Origin of the sequence: Allomuricauda sp. ANG21, from assembly GCF_040705235.1 — a bacterium.
In the GTDB taxonomy this organism is placed as follows: domain Bacteria; phylum Bacteroidota; class Bacteroidia; order Flavobacteriales; family Flavobacteriaceae; genus Flagellimonas; species Flagellimonas marina.
This window is the reverse complement of record NZ_JBFCVT010000011.1, coordinates 647093-665982: the sequence shown is the minus strand read 5'-3', so window position 1 is coordinate 665982 and position 18890 is coordinate 647093. Positions and strand designations below refer to the sequence as shown.

Here is an 18890-nt window from a genome sequence, read left to right as displayed (position 1 = left end):
ACCCATAGTATTTAAAAACCAACTGCCGTATCGTCGCCGCGTTTGTCAGCGCCACCTTCCAATTTGCCATTGGGCAGTACGCGAATGGCATCTACTTTTCCGATAACCGGGGTACGGCCCTCCAAGATTTCGTAGCCTTTGGATTCCAGTTCGGTCTTTAAAGTATTGGAAAAACCTTCTTCTTCAAACGTAACTACATCAGGTAGCCATTGGTGATGGAAACGAGGAGCATTCACGGCCTCCTGCATGCTCAGGTTGAATTCATATACATTGAGAATGGTCTGAGCCACCGCTGTGATGATGGTTGAGCCCCCGGGGGTGCCCACGACCATATACAACTCCCCATCTTTTTCCACAATAGTAGGCGTCATACTGCTCAACATTCGTTTTTCCGGCGCGATGCTGTTGGCTTCGGCCCCTACCAGTCCAAACATATTGGGAACTCCGGGTTTGGCACTGAAATCATCCATTTCATTATTCAAAAAGAAGCCCAGTTCTGCAGCATAAAGTTTTGAGCCATACCCACCGTTAAGGGTGGTAGTGGCCGAAACGGCATTACCCTCGCTATCCACAATGGAGTAGTGGGTGGTTTCAGCACTTTCAACAATCTCCATCTCACCATGACTCACTTTAGATGAAGGCGTAGCTTTATCAAAGGAAAAGTCGGCCATTCTTGTTTGCAGATAGGTATCATCCAAAAGCCTGTCCAACGGAATGTCCACAAAATCAGGGTCACCCAAAAAATAATTTCTGTCGGCATAAGCGCGTCGCGAAGCTTCAGTAAATAATTGTATGGTCTTGGCAGAGTTATGGCCAAAATCGGATAGGTGATACGGTTCCATCATCTTGAAAATCTGATTGATGGTGACCCCACCGCTACTGGGTGGACTCATGGAAATGATCTTGATATCCTTATAATCAAAAACAATAGGGTCTCTCCATTTGGCTTCATACTTCGCTAAATCCTCTTCGGTGATAAAACCGCCGCTTTCCTGAATAAAAGCGGCTAGTTTTTGGGCAACTTCACCCTTATAAAAACCATCTCTTCCATTATCAAGGATTTTTTGCAGGGTACTGGCCAGTTCGGGATATTTTATGGTATCCCCTTCTTTAAAATTGGTAGCAAACTTGGTACTGTCTCCGTTTACTTCTATAAAGGCCTCTTTATAACTTTTTAATCTTTCTGCTTGTTTCTGAGTGACTACAACCCCCTTTTTGGCCAAGTTGATTACGGGCTCCAAAATTTCCGGTAGGGGAAGAGACCCGAATTTTTTGTGCACCTCCATTACCCCGGCTACCGTGCCTGGTACACCCACTGCTGTAGCACCTAAGGTGCTCATGTCAGGAATTACATTCCCAAGGGAATCCAAATACATATCCTTATGGGCAGCAAGTGGGGCTTTTTCCCGGTAGTCCAATCCGCCAATTTCTCCGTTCTTCTTTCGATAGACCATAAAACCTCCTCCGCCAAGATTTCCAGCATAGGGATAAGCCACCGCCAAGGCGAGTTCGGTGGCAACCATGGCATCAAAAGCGTTCCCTCCTTTTTCCATGATGGCAACCCCAATTTGGGAAGCTTCCTCACGTGCGGAGACCACCATGGCCTTTTCAGTGACCAGCCCGGTTGGGCTAGCTGGTTGTTGTTTACAATGAATGAATAGGATGAGGGGCAGAAAGAGGATCAGTCTTCGCATAGGGAAATAAATTTTTGCCGGGAAAAGGTAATCAATTCTTTAAAAAAAGCGGTGAATTCATTTTCGAAATCAGAATAGTGTTCTTCAAGGTCCATGATGGCAAAATTCATCCTGGATTTGTTCTTCGTCCTTCGGTTCATACCATTGAGAACTCGATCTATCCCGTTAAGATTGGCATAGTTCAACAACCAATTGTCCGCAATCATGTAAGGCATCAGTCGTTTGGTACCCAATGGAAGAATCTCATAATTGTTTTCCAATAAGTCATAAAAATTTTCCACATAATCCTCAAGCGGTACCTGAGAATAATCACTCCAATTTTTCGCCAAAAAATGGTCGTAGAAAATATCCACGATGACCCTACTGTAATGGCTGTAGTTTTTATGGAGCCGTTTGCTACTTTGCTTGGCAATGGGATGGGAATCGGTGAAGGTATCTATCTCACGATGCAGGAGAATTCCTTTTTGTATTTTATCCGGGAAGTGCTTGTACTTATTCCCCCGAATATGGTCGGCAAAAAAATTCCCCAAAGTGATTTCTTCGTCATCAAAGGACAAATAAATATGTGCCAAGAAGTTCATCGGGGCTTTTTCTTTTCTGTCGAAATTTACAAATTCAAAACTTGGATTACCGAATGCCCCGCTATATTTGCAAAAACTTTTTTAACAATTTATGACACTGATCAAATCAATTTCGGGAATACGAGGCACCATAGGTGGCAAAACAAATAACAACCTTACTCCATTGGATGCTGTTAAGTTTGCAGCATCATATGGTACTTGGTTAAAAGCGTACGCCAACAAAGATAAGCTCACCGTGGTTATTGGAAGGGATGCCCGACTCTCGGGTGAAATGATTCAAAATCTGGTGGTCTCCACCTTGGTGGGGCTTGGAATTGATGTGATTGATTTGGGTTTGTCTACCACACCAACCGTTGAAATTGCCGTACCACTTGAAAAGGCAGATGGAGGGATTATTCTTACCGCAAGTCACAATCCAAAGCAGTGGAATGCCCTTAAATTGTTGAACGAGAAGGGAGAATTTTTGGATGCTGAGCAAGGTGCCAAAATTTTGGCTTTGGCAGAAAAAGAGGATTTCGATTTTGCTGAAGTGGATGATTTGGGCGAAATCACAAAAAACGATTCGTATATGGACATTCACGTGGATGAAGTATTGGCACTTCCCTTGGTGGATGCAGAGGTCATAAAAAAAGTTGGTTTTAAAGTGGTAGTGGACGGCGTAAATTCTTCAGGAGGCATTGCCATTCCCAAGTTATTGGAAGAATTGGGCGCGGAAGTGGTGAAACTGTATTGTGACCCTACGGGTCATTTTCCGCATAATCCAGAGCCTTTAAAGGAACATTTGGGGGATATCTGCAAGAAAGTTGTGGAAGAAAAGGCCGATTTTGGTATTGTGGTTGACCCCGATGTGGACCGTTTGGCATTCATCAGCAATGATGGGGAAATGTTTGGCGAAGAATATACACTGGTAGCTTGCGCTGATTATGTTTTGGGGAAGACCAAAGGAAATACAGTCTCTAATTTGTCATCTTCAAGGGCTTTGCGGGATGTTACTGAAAAACATGGGGGAACCTATGAGGCCGCTGCCGTGGGCGAAGTGAATGTGGTAGCTAAAATGAAAGCCAACAAAGCCATTATCGGCGGAGAAGGAAATGGTGGAATTATCTATCCTGAAAGTCATTATGGACGGGATGCCTTGGTGGGAACGGCTCTTTTTTTAATGTTGATGGCAGAGCGGGGCGGAACCGTGGCCGAATTGAGGGCCAGTTACCCCAGCTATTTTATGAGCAAAAAGAAGATTGAACTCACCCCAGAATTGGATGTGGATGCCCTATTGGAAGCCATGCACCAAAAATATAAAGACGAAGAAGTATCAATCATTGATGGGGTAAAGATTGATTTCCCTGAAAATTGGGTGCATTTACGCAAGTCCAATACCGAGCCCATTATCCGAATTTACACCGAAGCCAAAACACAGGACGCGGCGAACAATCTTGCAGACCGAATTATTGACGAAATAAAGGAAGTGGCAGGGTTGAGCTAGGATTTTCCTAATTCATAAACGATTTCCTGCGCGTTAAAATCTTCAGGAGAGAGTTGGATCCGTTTGTCAGAATCCAGCCAAATTTTCCATGAACCGTTTTCTTTACGAAGACCTACATTGAATTCGCCATAGCCTCTCACTGTAAAGGCCTCTTCACCACTGCGTTTAGAGCTGAACCGATAATACCCGGTTTGGTGGGCTACATCATAGTTGTCGTTAATGGCCGTGGAAACTACGGCAAAGGCAATATTAACATGGTCACCTCTGGATTTTACACTCTCTACAAAGTTTCCGAAACTCTCTAAATAGGTTTCTCCCATCTCTACCTGATTTTGATCCAAGGTGACTCGAACAATATCATTGGTGTGGATGGATTTTAATTTTTGGGAGTCGGATTGGTCATAAGCTTCCATAAAGGGAATCCATACATCAGTTTTGATAGCCTCCAAGATTTCTTGGGGAATGTCTTTTGGCGGTTGTTGTCCATAAGAAAGTGCAAAGCAACCTAAGAGCAAGAGTGTAGTTAACTGTTTCATTTTTTGAAGTTTGAATTGTGTTCAATGTATAAAACATCCTTAGATCAAGCTTCCTTTTTAAGAAAAGTATAAGATTTTGCCTGTTCTTACAGAACCCTTTAGACATTTTGGAATCAATTGGCTTTGGCGCTTTCCAAATAGGTGCTACGTGCTACTTTCGCGGTTTTATGATTGCCGGTATGGCTCCAGCCCGGGGGCATCAGTAAATACCGGAACTTGTTGCCCATGCCCGGAGCGTTCCAGACATCTTTGGCCAAGGCTACGATTTCACCAAAATATACGTCCAGAAAATTTCCGGAATCCATCTCGCGTGTAATGCCGTATTCAATCTGGATATGGCGCTGCTCTTCTTGATAAGTCTTGAAGACCTTATCCCAAATATTGAGCAGATTGCAAAAATTGGTATCCATATAGAGTGGATTTTTGGCATGATGCACCCGGTGGTGCGATGGGGTCAAGATAATTTTGTTCAAAAAGCCCAAGCGACCGTTTTTCAATATATTTTCCCCAATATGGATGAAGGCACCATACGTGCCGTCAATGAACATGATAAGGAACAACATTTCCGGTTGCACGCCCAAGAGAATGCAAACGGTGGTCCTAATGGTGTCTGCATACGGAGCTTCCAAAAAGAAATGCGCATGGGTCACGGATAAGTTCATGTCCTCGGGGGCATGGTGCGTGGAATGTAAACACCAGAACAATCGTACTTTATGACCCAGATAGTGGTAGACAAAATGACCCAGTTCCCAAATAATGTACCCGTAAATGAACCAATACCACGTCATTGTGGTCTGGAACGGCGCGTATTGTTGAAAAAGTCCAATACAAAGGGCGACCATGGCAATGGCAATAAACCGACCCACAAACCGATTGAAAATGTAGATAAGGAAATTTACCTTGTAGACCTTGGCCTGGGGTTTTTTGTAGATGAATCCCAAAATAAGTTCAAGAATAAGCAAGAGGGGAATAATGGGGTAAATTAGGGAAACAATACCGTCATAAGTGGTAAAGGTAGAATAATCCCCAGAGCGGAGAATCTCCAAGGCCTGCGAGATGCCCAGAAAGCCTATGATCTCGTTATAAAGGGTTTCTAAAAATTCCATGTGGGTTTGTTTAGTTGGTACAGAAAATAGAAAACTTGGAAAAAAAGTCTATAAAATTTCGACCAACACCCATTTAAGGCACATTTACGTTAAAGAAAGTAGCTGTTCTATACAAGCTTAAGAATTTTGTAGGGCTTTGGGAGCTTTATCTTTATGTTTCCAGCGTTTGTGTGTCCAGAAATAATATTCAGGTGCCTCAAGAATAACTTTCTCTGTTTCGTTCATAAAAGCTTCTGAAATCTCATAATCCGGTATTTCGCTGGGATTTTCGGCTAAAACTTTAAAGGTGGCTTCATAGTATCCGCGCCCTGTTTTTTTAACCTTCAGGTATACCGGAATCATATCGGTGCTTTTACAGATTTCCTCCGCACCAACATGTATGGGGACCAAAATGCCCATGAATTTGGCCCAATGTCTTGCTCTGTTCAACATAGGGGATTGGTCGCTAATAATCCCGACCGTAATCAATTCGGATGCTTTTTTTGAATCGGCTATAATTTTTCGACTCTCAGAGGTCTTTATCAATGTAGTGCCATATTTGCTCCGTATATCTCGGACCAACTTATCAAAATATTTATTTTGGATGGGTTGATATATGGCATAAGCTTTTGAGCTTATTAGCGTATTTAATGAGAAAACCCATTCCCAACTGGCATAATGGGGCATCATTATCATAACACTTTTACCACTATTTTCAAGTTTTTGAAAAACCTCAACATTGGTGAAAACATACCTTTTTTTTATTTGTTCAGTGGTGATTCCCAAGGTCTTTATCATCTCCAAAAACATATCACAGAAATGTTTGTAGAATTCCTTTTCTATCAATAAACGCTCTTCTTCCGATTTTTCGGGAAACACAAGGGCCAAGTTGTTGCGCACCACTTTTTTACGGTATCCTATGGCATTGTAGAGGAGGGCATAGACTCCATCAGAAATGACATAAAGGATTTTAAAAGGCAACCTGGAAATCAACCAGAGTAAAGGATAAGAAAGGATATAAACTACTAGCTGCATTGGTAATTCTTGTGTGCAAATATAGCTATATTTGAATCCAAACCTGAGTTACCATGTTCAATTTACATATAGCAACCATTGGCATTATTGCAGCCAATGTAATTGTGTCCTTGCGCGGCTTTAGCGACTCCATTTTTTTTGACCGATATAAATTCAGTATTGGTGCCATACGTGCCGGACAACGGGAAAGAACCGTTACATCGGGCTTTTTGCATGTTGATATTTCCCATTTGTTCTTCAACATGTTTACCCTGTATTTTTTTGCCAATGTGGTCATTAATTGGTTTGGACCCGGAAAGTTTTTGATCATTTACTTCATCAGCCTGCTTGCCGGAAGCCTCTTGGCCATGTTTTTCCATAAGGATGAACCCTACTACAGTGCCGTTGGGGCCAGTGGTGCCGTCACGGGTATTTTATATGCTGCAATTCTGTTGAATCCTGATATGCAACTTGGGATAATGTTCATTCCCATTCCATTGCCCGCTTACGTTCTGGGAATTGCTTATTTGCTCTATTCCATTTACGGAATGAAAAGCAGACTGGGCAACATTGGCCATACAGCCCACTTTGGCGGTGCCATTGGGGGTTATGCCACTACGTTGTTGTTCAGGCCAGAATTGTTTGTAACGGATACTTTTATAGTTGTTCTTTTGGCTGTTCCTATTCTGATTCTCTTTGTTTTGGAGAAGATGGGTAAAATTTAAACCATAAAAAAAGGTTCAAGTAAAACCTGAACCTTCTCTATTTTGAAAGTATCTTGTCTTAATTGAGAAGTTCTGCCACTTTTTCTTCCAAAGCAGCTCCGCGCAAGTTCCTGGCCACGATGACTCCATTTTCATCCAATAAAAAAGCAGCAGGTATGGCATCAACATTATACATTTCTGCTATGGGGTCTTGAAAACGCTTTAGGTTGGATATATGGTTCCATGCCAATCCATCGGCTTCAATGGCGCTTTTCCAATCTTCGGCACGGGTATCTAAAGAAACGCCAAGCACGTTGAATCCTTTGTCTTTGTACTTATTGTAAACGGATACAATATTGGGGTTTTCCATACGGCACGGTCTGCACCATGCAGCCCAAAAGTCCACTAAAGTAAGTTTGCCTTTACTGGTGACCTCGCTAAGGGCCAAGGGTTCACCGCTTGGCGTAGGAGCAGAAAAATCTGGGGCCACTGCCCCAATTTCTGTGGATTTCATACTGTCCAAACGTTCTTTTAGCTCCATGGCAGGCTTGGTGGCCTTCATTTCTGGGGACAGTCCTTCGAACAGTGCTTTGATTTCATCCGCAGGAAGTGCCTTGCTCATCATTAGATTTCCAATGATCAACACTGAAATCATAGCATCTGGATGGTTCTTGGCAAAGTCTACGTTGAAGTTTTTTGCCTCTTCTTGGAATTCAATAAATTCTTCCCGAAGTGCATTGACTGTTGCGGTATCGCGCTGTTGCGCAGCGGTTCTCATATCATTTTGCATGGACATGGCCCTATCGGAAAGGATTCTGGATTCATCCAAAAAGTCCATAAAAAGCTCATTCTGTGGAGTACCCTTAAGCTTTGCATAGTTCATACTATCCTTTTGGAACTGGATGTCGATTTCTCCGTTTTCCAGAAAGAAAGGAACGTTGCCTCTGTTGGCTTCCAAAAATATGTAGTGTAGTTTGGGTTCAGTTTGGGTGCCCTTAAAACTGAAGACACCGTTTTCAACCGTGGTCGTGTCTATATCAACCAATTGATTGATGGAATCCGTAGTTTTTAGGTATACTGGCGTACCATTTTCCAATTCGCCGTCAACCTTGCCATTTAGCGTATATCCATCGGATTTTGAACCACATGATGCCAAGAACACAACTCCCAGCACAATTGCAAATACTTTTTTCATTTCTCGTTGTTTAAGCCGCTAAGGTATTCATAACTTATTGCATAAAAAAACCCTTGACCTTATGAAAGTCAAGGGTGAGTTCAGAATTATGCTGTTTGTTAGAATTGATATCGAATTCCCAGGGCGATATCGAAGTCAAAATCATTGTCGAATCCATCATAGCCCACTAGTCCGATTTCAGGTCTAAAATCCAATGAAATGAGCAGGGGTATGTCAAAATTGTATTCCACACCAATATCACCGGCAGCAAACACAAAAAGACCATCATTGTCGTCGTCAAAATTGGGGTTTGGTTCAAAATCAACACTACCCAATCCACCACCTACACCGTAAAACCAGTTAAAGTTTCCATCCAGTTGATGTACCCATTGATAAACGCCGGTAAGTTTAAAAGCGTCAAAGTTCCTACTATCACGCCAGCCCAGGTCGAACTCTGCCCGATTATATCTTCCTATGGATTTCTGATAGGATATTTCGGCCCCAAAACCGTCACTGTCACCCAAACGGAGACCTAGGGCGTGCTCGGAAATCTCCTGTGCACTAACGGAGGCTGTTGCAAACAAAAAAAGCGCAGCAAATAATGTGGTAATCTTCATAAGTTTACTCGTTAAGTTAAAAATTAGAGATAGTTTTGTAACTAAATTTACGTTTGTTAAACCATTTTGGTTCCCAAAAAGTATTCCAAATTGAATAAAAATTTGTTAAAAGCCCTTTCTGAAGAACTACAGGGGGAGTTGATGGTGGATGACCTCAGCAGGGCATTATATTCCACCGATGCTTCGGTGTACAGAAAGCGACCTCTTGCAGTGGCTTACCCTAAAAATACACTGGACCTCAAAAAACTGATTCAGTTCGCCAATGCCCATAAGGTTGGACTAATTCCCAGAACCGCTGGAACCTCTTTGGCGGGCCAATGTGTGGGTGATGGTATTGTGGTGGATGTTTCCAGGCATTTCACTCAAATATTGGAACTGGACAAAGAAAAAAAGCAGATAAAAGTTCAGCCTGGAGTTGTCCGTGATGAACTCAATCAATATTTAAAACCATTCGGTTTGTTTTTTGGACCGAATACCTCAACTTCCAATCGATGCATGATAGGAGGGATGGTGGGCAACAACTCTTCGGGGACCACTTCCATTCAGTATGGGGTAACCCGGGATAAGGTCATAGCAATGCACTGTGTGCTTTCTGATGGAAGTGATGCAATAATCTCGGACATTTCCAAAGCAACTTTTGATGTCAAAAAACAGAAAGACACTTTGGAAGGTAAGATTTACGCATCCTTGGAACAAGAACTTTCCAATGGAGAGAACAGAAAAAATATTCTGGCCGAGTTCCCAAAACCCAGCATACACCGAAGAAATACAGGCTATGCGGTGGATGAACTTTTGAAAAATAATCTCTTCGGAAGTGAGAAAGAGGACTTCAACCTCTGCAAGTTGTTGGCAGGAAGTGAAGGAACCCTGGCTTTCACCACCGAAATCACCCTGCAATTGGATGATTTGCCACCACCATTGTCCGCCATGGTGGCCACACATTATAAAACCTTGGAAGATTGTTTGAGCGATGTGGCGCCGGTGATGCAGCATAACCTGCATACCTGTGAGATGATGGACAAGGTGATTTTGGACTGCACCAAGAACAACAGGGCACAGTTGGCCAATCGTTTTTTTGTGGATGGTGATCCCGCCGGAATCTTAATGTTGGAATTAAAAGCTTATTCCGAAGAAGACCTTCAATTGCAACTAAAGGAATTGCTACAAACTATTGAAAAATCAGGTTTGAGTTATGCAAATCCCATTTTAATGGGAGAGGACATTAACAAGGCTATTGAATTGCGTAAGGCAGGTCTTGGTTTACTTGGGAACATGGTGGGTGATCGAAAGGCGGTTGCCTGTATTGAGGATACAGCGGTTGCTTTGGAGGATTTGAAGGATTTCATCATGGAGTTCTCACAAATTATGAAGGGGTATGACCAGCAGGCGGTATATTATGCTCATGCTGGAGCCGGAGAATTACATTTACGACCTATCCTTAATCTAAAAAAGTCGGAAGATGTGGTTTTGTTCCGTTCCATTACCACCGATGTGGCCAAGCTCACCAAAAAATACAAAGGAAGTTTTAGTGGGGAGCACGGGGATGGTATTGTTCGTGCTGAATTTATCCCGTTGATGATTGGCGATGCCAACTACGAGCTGTTGAAACGGGTTAAAAAGACGTTCGACCCGAACAATATTTTTAATCCCGGCAAAATTGTGGATGCCTTCCCTATGGACGAATCCCTACGTTATGAAGTGGACCGGGAAGAACCCGAGGTAAAAACCTTGATGGATTTCTCGGACAGTGAAGGTATTTTAAAGGCTGCTGAAAAATGCAACGGAAGCGGGGATTGCCGAAAAAACCATACCATGTCTGGAGGGATGTGTCCGAGTTATCACGCCACTAAAGATGAGAAGGACACAACTCGGGGACGGGCAAATGCGCTTCGGGAGTTTTTGACCCAATCTGAAAAAACCAATCGGTTCGACCAAAAAGAACTCAAGGAAGTATTCGACCTGTGTTTAAGCTGTAAGGCCTGTGCCAGCGAATGCCCAAGTAATGTTGATGTAGCCACTTTAAAGGCGGAGTTCCTGTATCAGTATCAAGAATCCAATGGGTATCCATTACGCAGTAAACTGTTTGCCCATAACACCAAGTTGAATGCTTTGGGAAGTAAGATTTCGGGTATCACCAATGCTGTATATGAGTCCAAAATTTTGGGTGGATTCTTGAAAAAGACCGCTGGCGTAGCTTCCGAGCGAAGTTTTCCCAAGGTGTACAACTTCAATTTTGAACGACATTTGGAACAATTCAATCTTAAGAACACGGACCTTTCCAAGAAGAAAGTGGTGCTCTATTTGGACGAGTTCACTAAATATCTTGACATTGAAGTAGGTAAGGATGCCATTGAGCTTTTGTGCAAATTGGGCTATGATGTGGAACTCTTCTATGCCGAAAGCGGACGAACCTATTTATCCAAAGGTTTTTTAAAGCAAGCTAAAAAGTTGGTGTCCAAAAACATGTTGAAACTAGCGCCGTATTTGGATAAAAATATTCCCATAGTTGGTCTGGAACCTTCGGCCATTCTCTCGTTTAGGGATGAATACCAAAGGCTCCATGAGGATAAACCTCAATTGGCCAAGCTGGCGGCTCAATCTTTGTTGATTGAGGAGTTTTTGGCAAAAGAAATCGCTCAAGGTTATATTACTGCTGAGAGTTTTACAGAAGAGGAGCGTACGGTGAAAATTCATAACCACTGCCATCAAAAGGCGTTGAGCGATCAAAAAGTGACCTTTGACGTATTGAATCTTCCTAAAAACTATAAGGTCACCATCATTTCCTCTGGTTGCTGTGGTATGGCAGGTTCGTTTGGCTATGAAAAGGAGCATTATGAAACCAGTATGAAGGTGGGGAGTTTAAAACTGTTCCCCTCGGTCCAAAAAAGTGAGAAAAACACCTTGATTGCTGCCAATGGAACCAGCTGTAGGCATCAAATTAAGGATGGCACCAACAGAGATGCGGAGCATCCAGTGTCAATCCTGCGTAAAGCCTTGATTGTCTAAACCTTTTTTGTTGGGTTCGTTTGTTGGTTCGTCTTCCAAGGGATTTTCAATAAAGAAATCTTCTTGGTTGATTTCCTCCATGTCCACTTCCTTATCGGTGATTGAGGCAATAAGTTCGTTCATGTCCATCTCCTTAAGATCTTCATCCACAAAGAAAGGGGATAGTCTATCATGGTTGTAGTGGTAAATTCTCCAACGCTTGAAGGAGTATTCCAAGGCAGTGAGGTTCTCTACCCAATCTCCTGAATTAAGATAGGTGCAGCTACCATATTTATTTTCGTAATGTTCTTTTTTAGGCTGATGGATGTGCCCACAAATCACGTAATCATAATCATTTTCTATGGCAAGGTCGGCGGCAGTTCTTTCGAAATTGTTAATGTATTTTACCGCACCTTTCACACTATTTTTGATACGTTTGGACAAGGAATATTTTTCGCGCCCCAACCTTACCAACCACCAATTCACAAAGCTGTTGATCAAAATCAAAAGGTCATACCCGTACCCACCCAGCTTGGCCAACCATTTTGCATTTTGAATAGAGACATCGAACACATCTCCATGGAAAATCCATGCTTTTTTGCCATCTAGGTTGAGTACTAGCTTGTTTGTGATTTTAAAATTTCCCATTGAAGTATCGCTGAACTTACGGAGCATTTCATCATGATTTCCAGTGATATAGTAAACCTCGGTGCCTTTGGACGCCATTCCAATTACCTTTCTCAAAACCTTTAAATGGGACGGCGGGAAATAACGTTTGCTAAACTGCCAAATGTCGATGATATCACCATTTAAAATGAGTTTTTTAGGCTGAATACTGTTAAGATAAGCAATGAGTTCATCAGCATGGCAGCCATAGGTTCCAAGGTGGACATCTGAAATAACCGCCAGTTCTATCTTCCTTTTTTTCAAATGAATAGGGTTTGTATGCAAAATAACAGTGTAGGAATAAACTTAAAATCAATTTCAAATCAATAATTCATGAGGATATGGTTAATAAAACATGAAGTTCACAAAACCTATGTTACTTAAAGATTAACTAAAGGAGTTGCTTTTGAATTCGGCTGAGAACATCTACCTTTGGGCAACCATTAATTTTTATACCGGATGGCTGGAAATTCTTTTGGACAACTTTTTAGGTTGACCACCTTTGGTGAATCACATGGAAAAGCCATTGGCGGCGTGTTGGACGGATGCCCCGCTGGGGTGGAATTGGATATCGAAAAAATCCAATTGGAATTAAACCGAAGAAAACCAGGTCAATCCGCAATTGTTACCCAACGCAAAGAACCTGACACGGTTGAAGTCTATTCAGGAATTTTTGAAAGAAAGACCACGGGTACGCCCATAGGCTTTGCCATTCATAATACCAATCAAAAATCCAAAGATTACTCCCACATCAAGGATTCATACAGGCCTTCCCATGCAGATTATGTGTATGATAAAAAATACGGTTTTCGCGATTATAGAGGCGGGGGTCGAAGTTCGGCCCGCGAAACTGCAAGTAGGGTAGTGGCCGGCGCCATTGCCAAACAATTTTTGAGCGATATTCAAATCAATGCTTTTGTTTCCCAAGTTGGGGAATTAAAAATGGGAAAATCGTATCAAGAATTGGACTTTTCTTTGATTGAATCCAATCCGGTACGTTGTCCGGACCCAGAGATGGCCCAAAAAATGGAGGATTACATCAAATCCATTAAAAAAGAAGGGGATACCATAGGCGGTGTCATTACCTGTGTTGCGCAAAATGTACCCATTGGTTTGGGCGAGCCGGTTTTTGATAAGCTCCATGCTACTTTGGGAGCGGCCATGCTCTCCATCAATGCGGTAAAGGGCTTTGAATACGGGAGCGGCTTTGAGGGCATCAAGATGAAAGGCAGCGAGCACAATGACGCCTATAACCAAGACGGTACCACAAAAACCAATCGAAGTGGGGGAGTGCAAGGGGGTATCAGCAATGGGATGGACATCTATTTCAATGTAGCTTTTAAACCCGTGGCCACGATATTGCAGTCCTATGAGACCATTAATAAAGAAGGCGAACCCGTGACCACCCAAGGTAAAGGAAGGCATGATCCCTGCGTGGTGCCCAGAGCGGTGCCTATTGTGGAAGCTATGGCAGCATTGGTCTTGGCGGATTTTACGCTATTGGCCCGCACCAATAAAATTTAGGAGCATTAGGGCGTTTCGCGCCAAAATACTATCTTCCTTTCCTAAAAACTACTCATGCGTAAACTCGAACTGCACTGGCAGATTCTTATTGGGATGCTTCTAGGTATCCTATTCGGATTTGCAATGACCCAAGTGACTTGGGGTATAGATTTTGTATCGGACTGGATCCAACCTTTGGGAACCATTTTTGTGAAACTACTTAAACTGATTGCGATTCCGCTGATTTTGGCGTCGTTGGTCAAGGGGATTTCCGACCTCAAGGATATATCAAAATTCAAGAATATTGGTTTACGTACCATTGGCACGTATATCGTAACAACGGTGGTGGCCATTACCATTGGATTGCTCTTGGTGAATGTTATAAAACCAGGCAATGGGATTTCCGAAGAAACGGTGACAAAACTTACCGATACTTATGCAGGAGATGTTGGAGTTACCTCTAAGCTGGAAGAAGCTTCTCGCCAAAAGGAAAGTGGTCCATTACAATTTCTGATTGACATGGTGCCGGACAATGCCTTTTCGGCCATGAGTGATAATGCTCTTATGCTCCAAGTGATTTTCTTTGCCATTATACTGGCGATTTCCATGTTGTTGATTGGGGAGAAGAGTGCAAAGCCCCTCAAGGATTTCTTTGATTCCTTGAATGATGTGGTCCTAAAGATGGTGGATTTGATTATGCTCACCGCGCCTTATGCGGTTTTTGCACTTTTGGCCGGGGTTGTGGTTTCCTCCAGTGATCCTGATTTATTATTGGCTCTATTAAAATATGCCGGTGTTGTAGTATTGGGACTTTTTTTAATGATAGTATTCTATTCCGTTGTGGTAACGGCATACACCAAAAAGAATCCGTTTTGGTTTTTAAAGGAGATGAGCCCGGCACAGTTATTGGCCTTTTCCACCAGTTCCAGTGCAGCCACCTTACCCGTAACCATGGAACGTGTGGAAGAACATATTGGTGTGGACAAGGAGGTATCCAGTTTCGTGTTGCCCGTAGGGGCTACAATCAACATGGATGGAACAAGTTTGTACCAAGGTGTTGCCGCGGTTTTTATTTCACAGGCTCTTGGGTTTGACCTCACTTTTTCAGGTCAATTGACCATTATTTTAACAGCTCTGCTGGCTTCCATCGGTTCCGCGGCCGTTCCAGGTGCTGGAATGGTGATGTTGGTCATTGTATTGGAATCCATTGGATTCCCGTCAGATAAATTAGCCATCGGTCTAGCCTTGATTTTTGCGGTAGATCGCCCCTTGGATATGTGCCGGACCATTGTAAATGTAACTGGCGATGCTATGGTCTCCATGGTGGTGGCCAAATCTGTTGGTAAACTGGGAGACCCCCATGTGGAAGACTGGGACGATCATTTAGATCAAGTTAAAGGCAGTTAACCCAAAAACTTGGCTTTCAATTCAGGGGTGGGAATCATGCACGACTCTTGTTTGCCAAACCATTTATAACGATTTTTGGCCACAAAGTCGTAAATGGCATTCCGAAATGAAGTGGGAATCCACGTGAAAATGGCGCTCAGTTTCCATAACCCACCCAATTCTTGGGCAATCTCCAAGGCCGCATCCGATTTTGTGTAGTAGGCCACACCGGGCTCAATCAAAATAATGGAATCCACTTGGCTCGTATCAATATTGCGTTCTGAAACCAGTTTTTCACCAATTTCACTTTGTAAGGCTGCATAGCGGAACACGTCCTTTTTGTCCCGCTTGATTACAAACTGAACGGACCCGTTGCAAAGATTGCATACGCCATCGAAAAGAATAATTTTCTTGTCGTTTTCCATGCTACAAAGATACAACACACCTGAATCAAACCAATCATAGCCTACTTTGGATAATATGGTTATTTTTAAACAAATGAATATAGCATGAAACACATCATATACTTCACTGTCTTTTGTTTAGTGATGCCATTTACCTTTTCACAAACCAAGAATGAGGCCACTGAACCCTCTGTATCTGAGGAAGGAGAAATCAATTTGGTGGAAAATGGTTTGGAGGCTTGGACAGTACCATCAGGTCATTGGCGTTTGGAGGGCGAAGTTATTGTTGCCGATACGGGCGGAAAAATACTTGATAAACCCGAGTGGCTCTATACCAAACAGCGTTTTAGTGATTTTGTCTTTACCTGCGAGTTACAATTGACGGGTGACGACAACCGAAACACGGGCATCTACTACCGGGTATCCACCTTTCTTTTTAGGGATCGTTTTGAAGCACCTTCTGGTTACGAGTTTGATGCCGCCCCAAATAATAACTATTGGGGTTCTTTGGGCGATTGGTACAAACGACCCAAGTTGCGTGTTTATGCCGACTCAAAGCTTATTGCGCTAACCGTTGACACTGATGGTTGGAATAGAATGACCATTCGGGCACGGGGCAACCGGTTGGAGTATTGGATCAATGGGATAAAGATCATGGATTTTGTGGATGATGACCCTAAAGGGTCAAAGGAAGGAATGATTGGGTTTCAAATACACGATGGATCGGTGATGAAAATAGAATTTCGGAATGTGAAGGTGCTGCCTCTTTAGTTATAGGAGGGGAGGGTTAAAAAATTGACTGGTTTGTCAATCTACACTTGATACAAAACCTCTTTTACCGACACGCCTGTCTGCCGCAGGCAGGAATTGCACAAATTATCATGAATGTTGGAGGGTGTCATTTCGAACCGACCGGAGGGAGTGTGAGAAATCTAGATTTCTCAATCGTCGTTGCACTCCTCATGTCGAAATGACATCGCGGCCGAAACTGTCACTTCGAGTTCGTGCCAACTAGTGCAAGCATTTATTTAATTTTACCCATTTCTGGGGTAAAAGCAAAGGGGGCAAAATAGAATGTTGCGGCAGCCGTCTTTTGAAATACACGAATGTTGGGGGATGTCATTTCGAGTGAGCGAAGCGACGAGAAATCTATTTTTGGTCAGATTTAGATTTCTCAATCGTCGTTGCGCTCCTCATGTCGAAATGACCTTGTAGTTGTTTTGTCATTGTGCAGCGGACCGGAAATCTCTTGCTTGCCAACTAGTGCAAGCATTTATTTAATTTTACCCATTTCTGGGGCAAAAGCAAAGGGGCAAGACAGAATCTTGTGGTAGCCGCATTTTAAAATACACGAATGTTGGAGGATGTCATTTCGAGTGAGCGAAGCGACAAGAAATCTAATCCGAGCGTTGAGATTTCTCAATCGTCGTTGCACTCCTCATATCGAAATGACCTTTTCCTTTGTACTGTGATTTAAGGATTCTTTAAAAAGGCGTATTAATTTATTCTCTTCCATTTGAACCAAATACAGCATCACAAAAGAAAATAGAGGAAAAATTAAGAGGGCGATAATGAAAACGATAAAGGGCATTTTAAGTAATTGCTGAAGTAAGAGTATAATCATTGGTAAAATGAGAACAAGGGCGCCCAAGAAATACTTGCTTTTGGTTTCAAGTAGTATTTTGGTCTTTGTTTCAGTTAGCTGGGACAATTCACCATTGGCGATGATATTGCTTTTTGTATTGTAGTAATTGGTATCAAATACCAGATTCGAGCCAAAAGAAAATTTTAAATAATGATAAAGCTGTGTTTAGACTGCCATCTAAAATGAAATTTTTCCTCATTTTCATCAAATAGGTTTTTAACATTCTCCAATGTCATATCGATTGCAAGAGATTCTTTTCTGGATTTGAGCAGAGATACTATCTTCATTCAATTTATTTAAAACAACCATTTCTGGGTTAAAAATGGATAAGACGAGTGAATCAGAGGGGCCTATAGATTTAATATAATCATTCCTTCAATCGTAAAAACCGTACTGCATTGTCATAAAATATCTTCCTTTTATCCTCTTCATTCAAAAAGTCGTAGCTGTTTAATTGGTTTATACTTTTTTCAATGGCGTGTGGCCACACCATTTGGTCAGATCCAAACATGATCCTATCCATCAAGCCATATTTTTTGGCTTTCCTTAAAAATTGTTCTGCATAATCCATTGGTTGCTTGTCCACCCAAAGTATAACTCCTAAATCCGTATACAATTGGGCGTATTGAAGCATCAGTCGCAATGCATTTTCGTAAAAAACTTCGCCGGCATGCATCATGTAAATTCTCAATTTAGGGAATTTGGCAAGGACATCTTCAATGGTATATGGATCTCCAAATCGTATTCTAAAATTTGGGCAGCACCTGTACGTAATGTTCATGGGGCCTCCGCCCGTATGCACGGCCACGGGAATGTTATACCTTTCGCAAATTTTTAAAAAGGGTTCAAATTCCGGGTCAGACAAGGTGTGCCCATCATAAACGGCCCCTATTTCTCCAAAAACCTTCAATTTTCCAGATTCAATGAGTTCCTTAAAAGCAACGGTGTCATTTGGCGGGGAATTTGTATAATATCCAGGTATCATAATTCCATCATTATCCCATGTATTTGGTCCTCCAATGGTGCTGACTACCGCTTTATGAATGTTATTCTCCTTTAGGGTTTTAAGCAATTCTTCCTTATAGGTTTTGTAGTCCTTCGGTGCCATTGTTCCGTCTGGCGCAGGTGCGGCAAAATACGTTTGTTCGGTATAGTCATGTAGGTGCATGTCTATTATGGGCTGATTTCCTACTTGCGAATGACTTAAAAACGAGGTAATGAACAGTGCGAATACTATTTTTTTCATTTTTCTGAGTTAAAGGATTAGTGTGTTATGAAATATAGCTGCCTCTTAATTTCACCCTTTTTTGGCTTAAAAACAAAGGGACAAGATAGAATCTTGAGGAAGCCGTATTTTAAATTACACGAATTTTGGGGGATGTCATTTAGGATTTTTTTTAAAATGTTCTCGAC

The 18890-nt window shown here is 42.3% G+C and carries 17 protein-coding genes; 6 read left to right on the top strand and 11 right to left on the bottom strand.

Going from position 1 to position 18890, the window contains the following annotated elements; all coding sequences use genetic code 11:
- Nucleotides 1-11: 11 nt before the first annotated feature.
- Nucleotides 12-1694, bottom strand: a complete 1683-nt coding sequence (gene ggt, locus AB1A65_RS11840) for a gamma-glutamyltransferase (RefSeq protein ID WP_366589319.1) — start codon at nt 1692-1694, stop codon at nt 12-14.
- Nucleotides 1682-2275, bottom strand: coding sequence for an acyl carrier protein phosphodiesterase (locus AB1A65_RS11835; protein WP_366589317.1), 594 nt, complete (start codon nt 2273-2275; stop codon nt 1682-1684). Before AB1A65_RS11835 ends, ggt begins: the two co-directional genes overlap by 13 nt.
- 91 nt (nt 2276-2366) lie before the next feature.
- On the opposite strand from AB1A65_RS11835, the gene glmM reads away from it, so the two are divergent.
- Nucleotides 2367-3758, top strand: coding sequence for a phosphoglucosamine mutase (glmM, locus tag AB1A65_RS11830; RefSeq protein WP_366589315.1), 1392 nt, complete (start codon nt 2367-2369; stop codon nt 3756-3758).
- On the opposite strand, the gene AB1A65_RS11825 is transcribed toward glmM, so the two are convergent.
- The 3 genes from AB1A65_RS11825 to AB1A65_RS11815 all read right to left on the bottom strand — a co-directional run bounded on the left by AB1A65_RS11825 (nt 3755) and on the right by AB1A65_RS11815 (nt 6414).
- A complete protein-coding gene (locus AB1A65_RS11825) occupies nt 3755-4294 on the bottom strand; it encodes a hypothetical protein (RefSeq protein WP_366589313.1) in 540 nt (179 codons plus the stop codon). The genes glmM and AB1A65_RS11825 overlap by 4 nt on opposite strands.
- A 113-nt stretch (nt 4295-4407) precedes the next feature.
- Complete coding sequence (locus AB1A65_RS11820) at nt 4408-5400, bottom strand: sterol desaturase family protein (protein WP_366589310.1); 993 nt, start codon at nt 5398-5400, stop codon at nt 4408-4410.
- A gap of 117 nt (nt 5401-5517) precedes the next feature.
- A complete protein-coding gene (locus tag AB1A65_RS11815; protein ID WP_366589308.1) occupies nt 5518-6414 on the bottom strand; it encodes a lysophospholipid acyltransferase family protein in 897 nt (298 codons plus the stop codon).
- Between the two features lie 53 nt (nt 6415-6467).
- Between AB1A65_RS11815 and AB1A65_RS11810 the strand changes: the two genes are divergently transcribed.
- Nucleotides 6468-7118: a rhomboid family intramembrane serine protease gene (locus AB1A65_RS11810; RefSeq protein WP_366589305.1), complete on the top strand. Its 651-nt coding sequence runs from the start codon at nt 6468-6470 to the stop codon at nt 7116-7118.
- A 58-nt stretch (nt 7119-7176) separates the two neighbouring features.
- Here the strand turns inward: AB1A65_RS11810 and AB1A65_RS11805 are convergent, their stop codons facing one another.
- Both AB1A65_RS11805 and AB1A65_RS11800 read right to left on the bottom strand, forming a co-directional pair.
- Nucleotides 7177-8292: a TlpA disulfide reductase family protein gene (locus AB1A65_RS11805; RefSeq protein ID WP_366589303.1), complete on the bottom strand. Its 1116-nt coding sequence runs from the start codon at nt 8290-8292 to the stop codon at nt 7177-7179.
- Between the two features lie 98 nt (nt 8293-8390).
- Nucleotides 8391-8888 (bottom strand): hypothetical protein, encoded by a 498-nt coding sequence (locus AB1A65_RS11800; protein WP_366589301.1) that lies wholly within the window; start codon nt 8886-8888, stop codon nt 8391-8393.
- 90 nt (nt 8889-8978) lie between these two features.
- On the opposite strand from AB1A65_RS11800, the gene AB1A65_RS11795 reads away from it, so the two are divergent.
- Entirely contained in the window at nt 8979-11894 is a 2916-nt protein-coding gene (locus AB1A65_RS11795; RefSeq protein WP_366589299.1) for an FAD-linked oxidase C-terminal domain-containing protein, read from the top strand.
- On the opposite strand, the gene AB1A65_RS11790 is transcribed toward AB1A65_RS11795, so the two are convergent.
- Nucleotides 11865-12803, bottom strand: a complete 939-nt coding sequence (locus tag AB1A65_RS11790) for a UDP-2,3-diacylglucosamine diphosphatase (RefSeq protein ID WP_366589297.1) — start codon at nt 12801-12803, stop codon at nt 11865-11867. The two genes, AB1A65_RS11795 and AB1A65_RS11790, sit on opposite strands and share 30 nt — an antisense overlap.
- 195 nt (nt 12804-12998) lie before the next feature.
- Here AB1A65_RS11790 and aroC point away from each other — a divergent pair, with 195 nt between their 5' ends.
- Both aroC and AB1A65_RS11780 read left to right on the top strand, forming a co-directional pair.
- On the top strand, nt 12999-14063 hold the full coding sequence (aroC, locus tag AB1A65_RS11785) for a chorismate synthase (RefSeq protein WP_366589294.1): 1065 nt from the start codon (nt 12999-13001) through the stop codon (nt 14061-14063).
- A 54-nt stretch (nt 14064-14117) separates the two neighbouring features.
- Nucleotides 14118-15449, top strand: coding sequence for a dicarboxylate/amino acid:cation symporter (locus tag AB1A65_RS11780; protein ID WP_366589292.1), 1332 nt, complete (start codon nt 14118-14120; stop codon nt 15447-15449).
- On the opposite strand, the gene AB1A65_RS11775 is transcribed toward AB1A65_RS11780, so the two are convergent.
- Nucleotides 15446-15853: a thiol-disulfide oxidoreductase DCC family protein gene (locus AB1A65_RS11775; RefSeq protein ID WP_366589290.1), complete on the bottom strand. Its 408-nt coding sequence runs from the start codon at nt 15851-15853 to the stop codon at nt 15446-15448. The two genes, AB1A65_RS11780 and AB1A65_RS11775, sit on opposite strands and share 4 nt — an antisense overlap.
- Before the next feature lie 84 nt (nt 15854-15937).
- On the opposite strand from AB1A65_RS11775, the gene AB1A65_RS11770 reads away from it, so the two are divergent.
- Nucleotides 15938-16603, top strand: a complete 666-nt coding sequence (locus AB1A65_RS11770; RefSeq protein WP_366589288.1) for a DUF1080 domain-containing protein — start codon at nt 15938-15940, stop codon at nt 16601-16603.
- A gap of 1017 nt (nt 16604-17620) precedes the next feature.
- On the opposite strand, the gene AB1A65_RS11765 is transcribed toward AB1A65_RS11770, so the two are convergent.
- Both AB1A65_RS11765 and AB1A65_RS11760 read right to left on the bottom strand, forming a co-directional pair.
- Nucleotides 17621-17764 carry a hypothetical protein gene (locus tag AB1A65_RS11765; protein WP_366589286.1) on the bottom strand — a complete coding sequence of 48 codons (144 nt, stop codon included), beginning with the start codon at nt 17762-17764 and terminating at the stop codon, nt 17621-17623.
- An 80-nt stretch (nt 17765-17844) separates the two neighbouring features.
- The gene (locus AB1A65_RS11760) at nt 17845-18723 is read right to left on the bottom strand and encodes an amidohydrolase family protein (RefSeq protein WP_366589283.1); all 879 of its coding nucleotides are present in this window, start codon (nt 18721-18723) and stop codon (nt 17845-17847) included.
- Nucleotides 18724-18890: the final 167 nt, after the last annotated feature.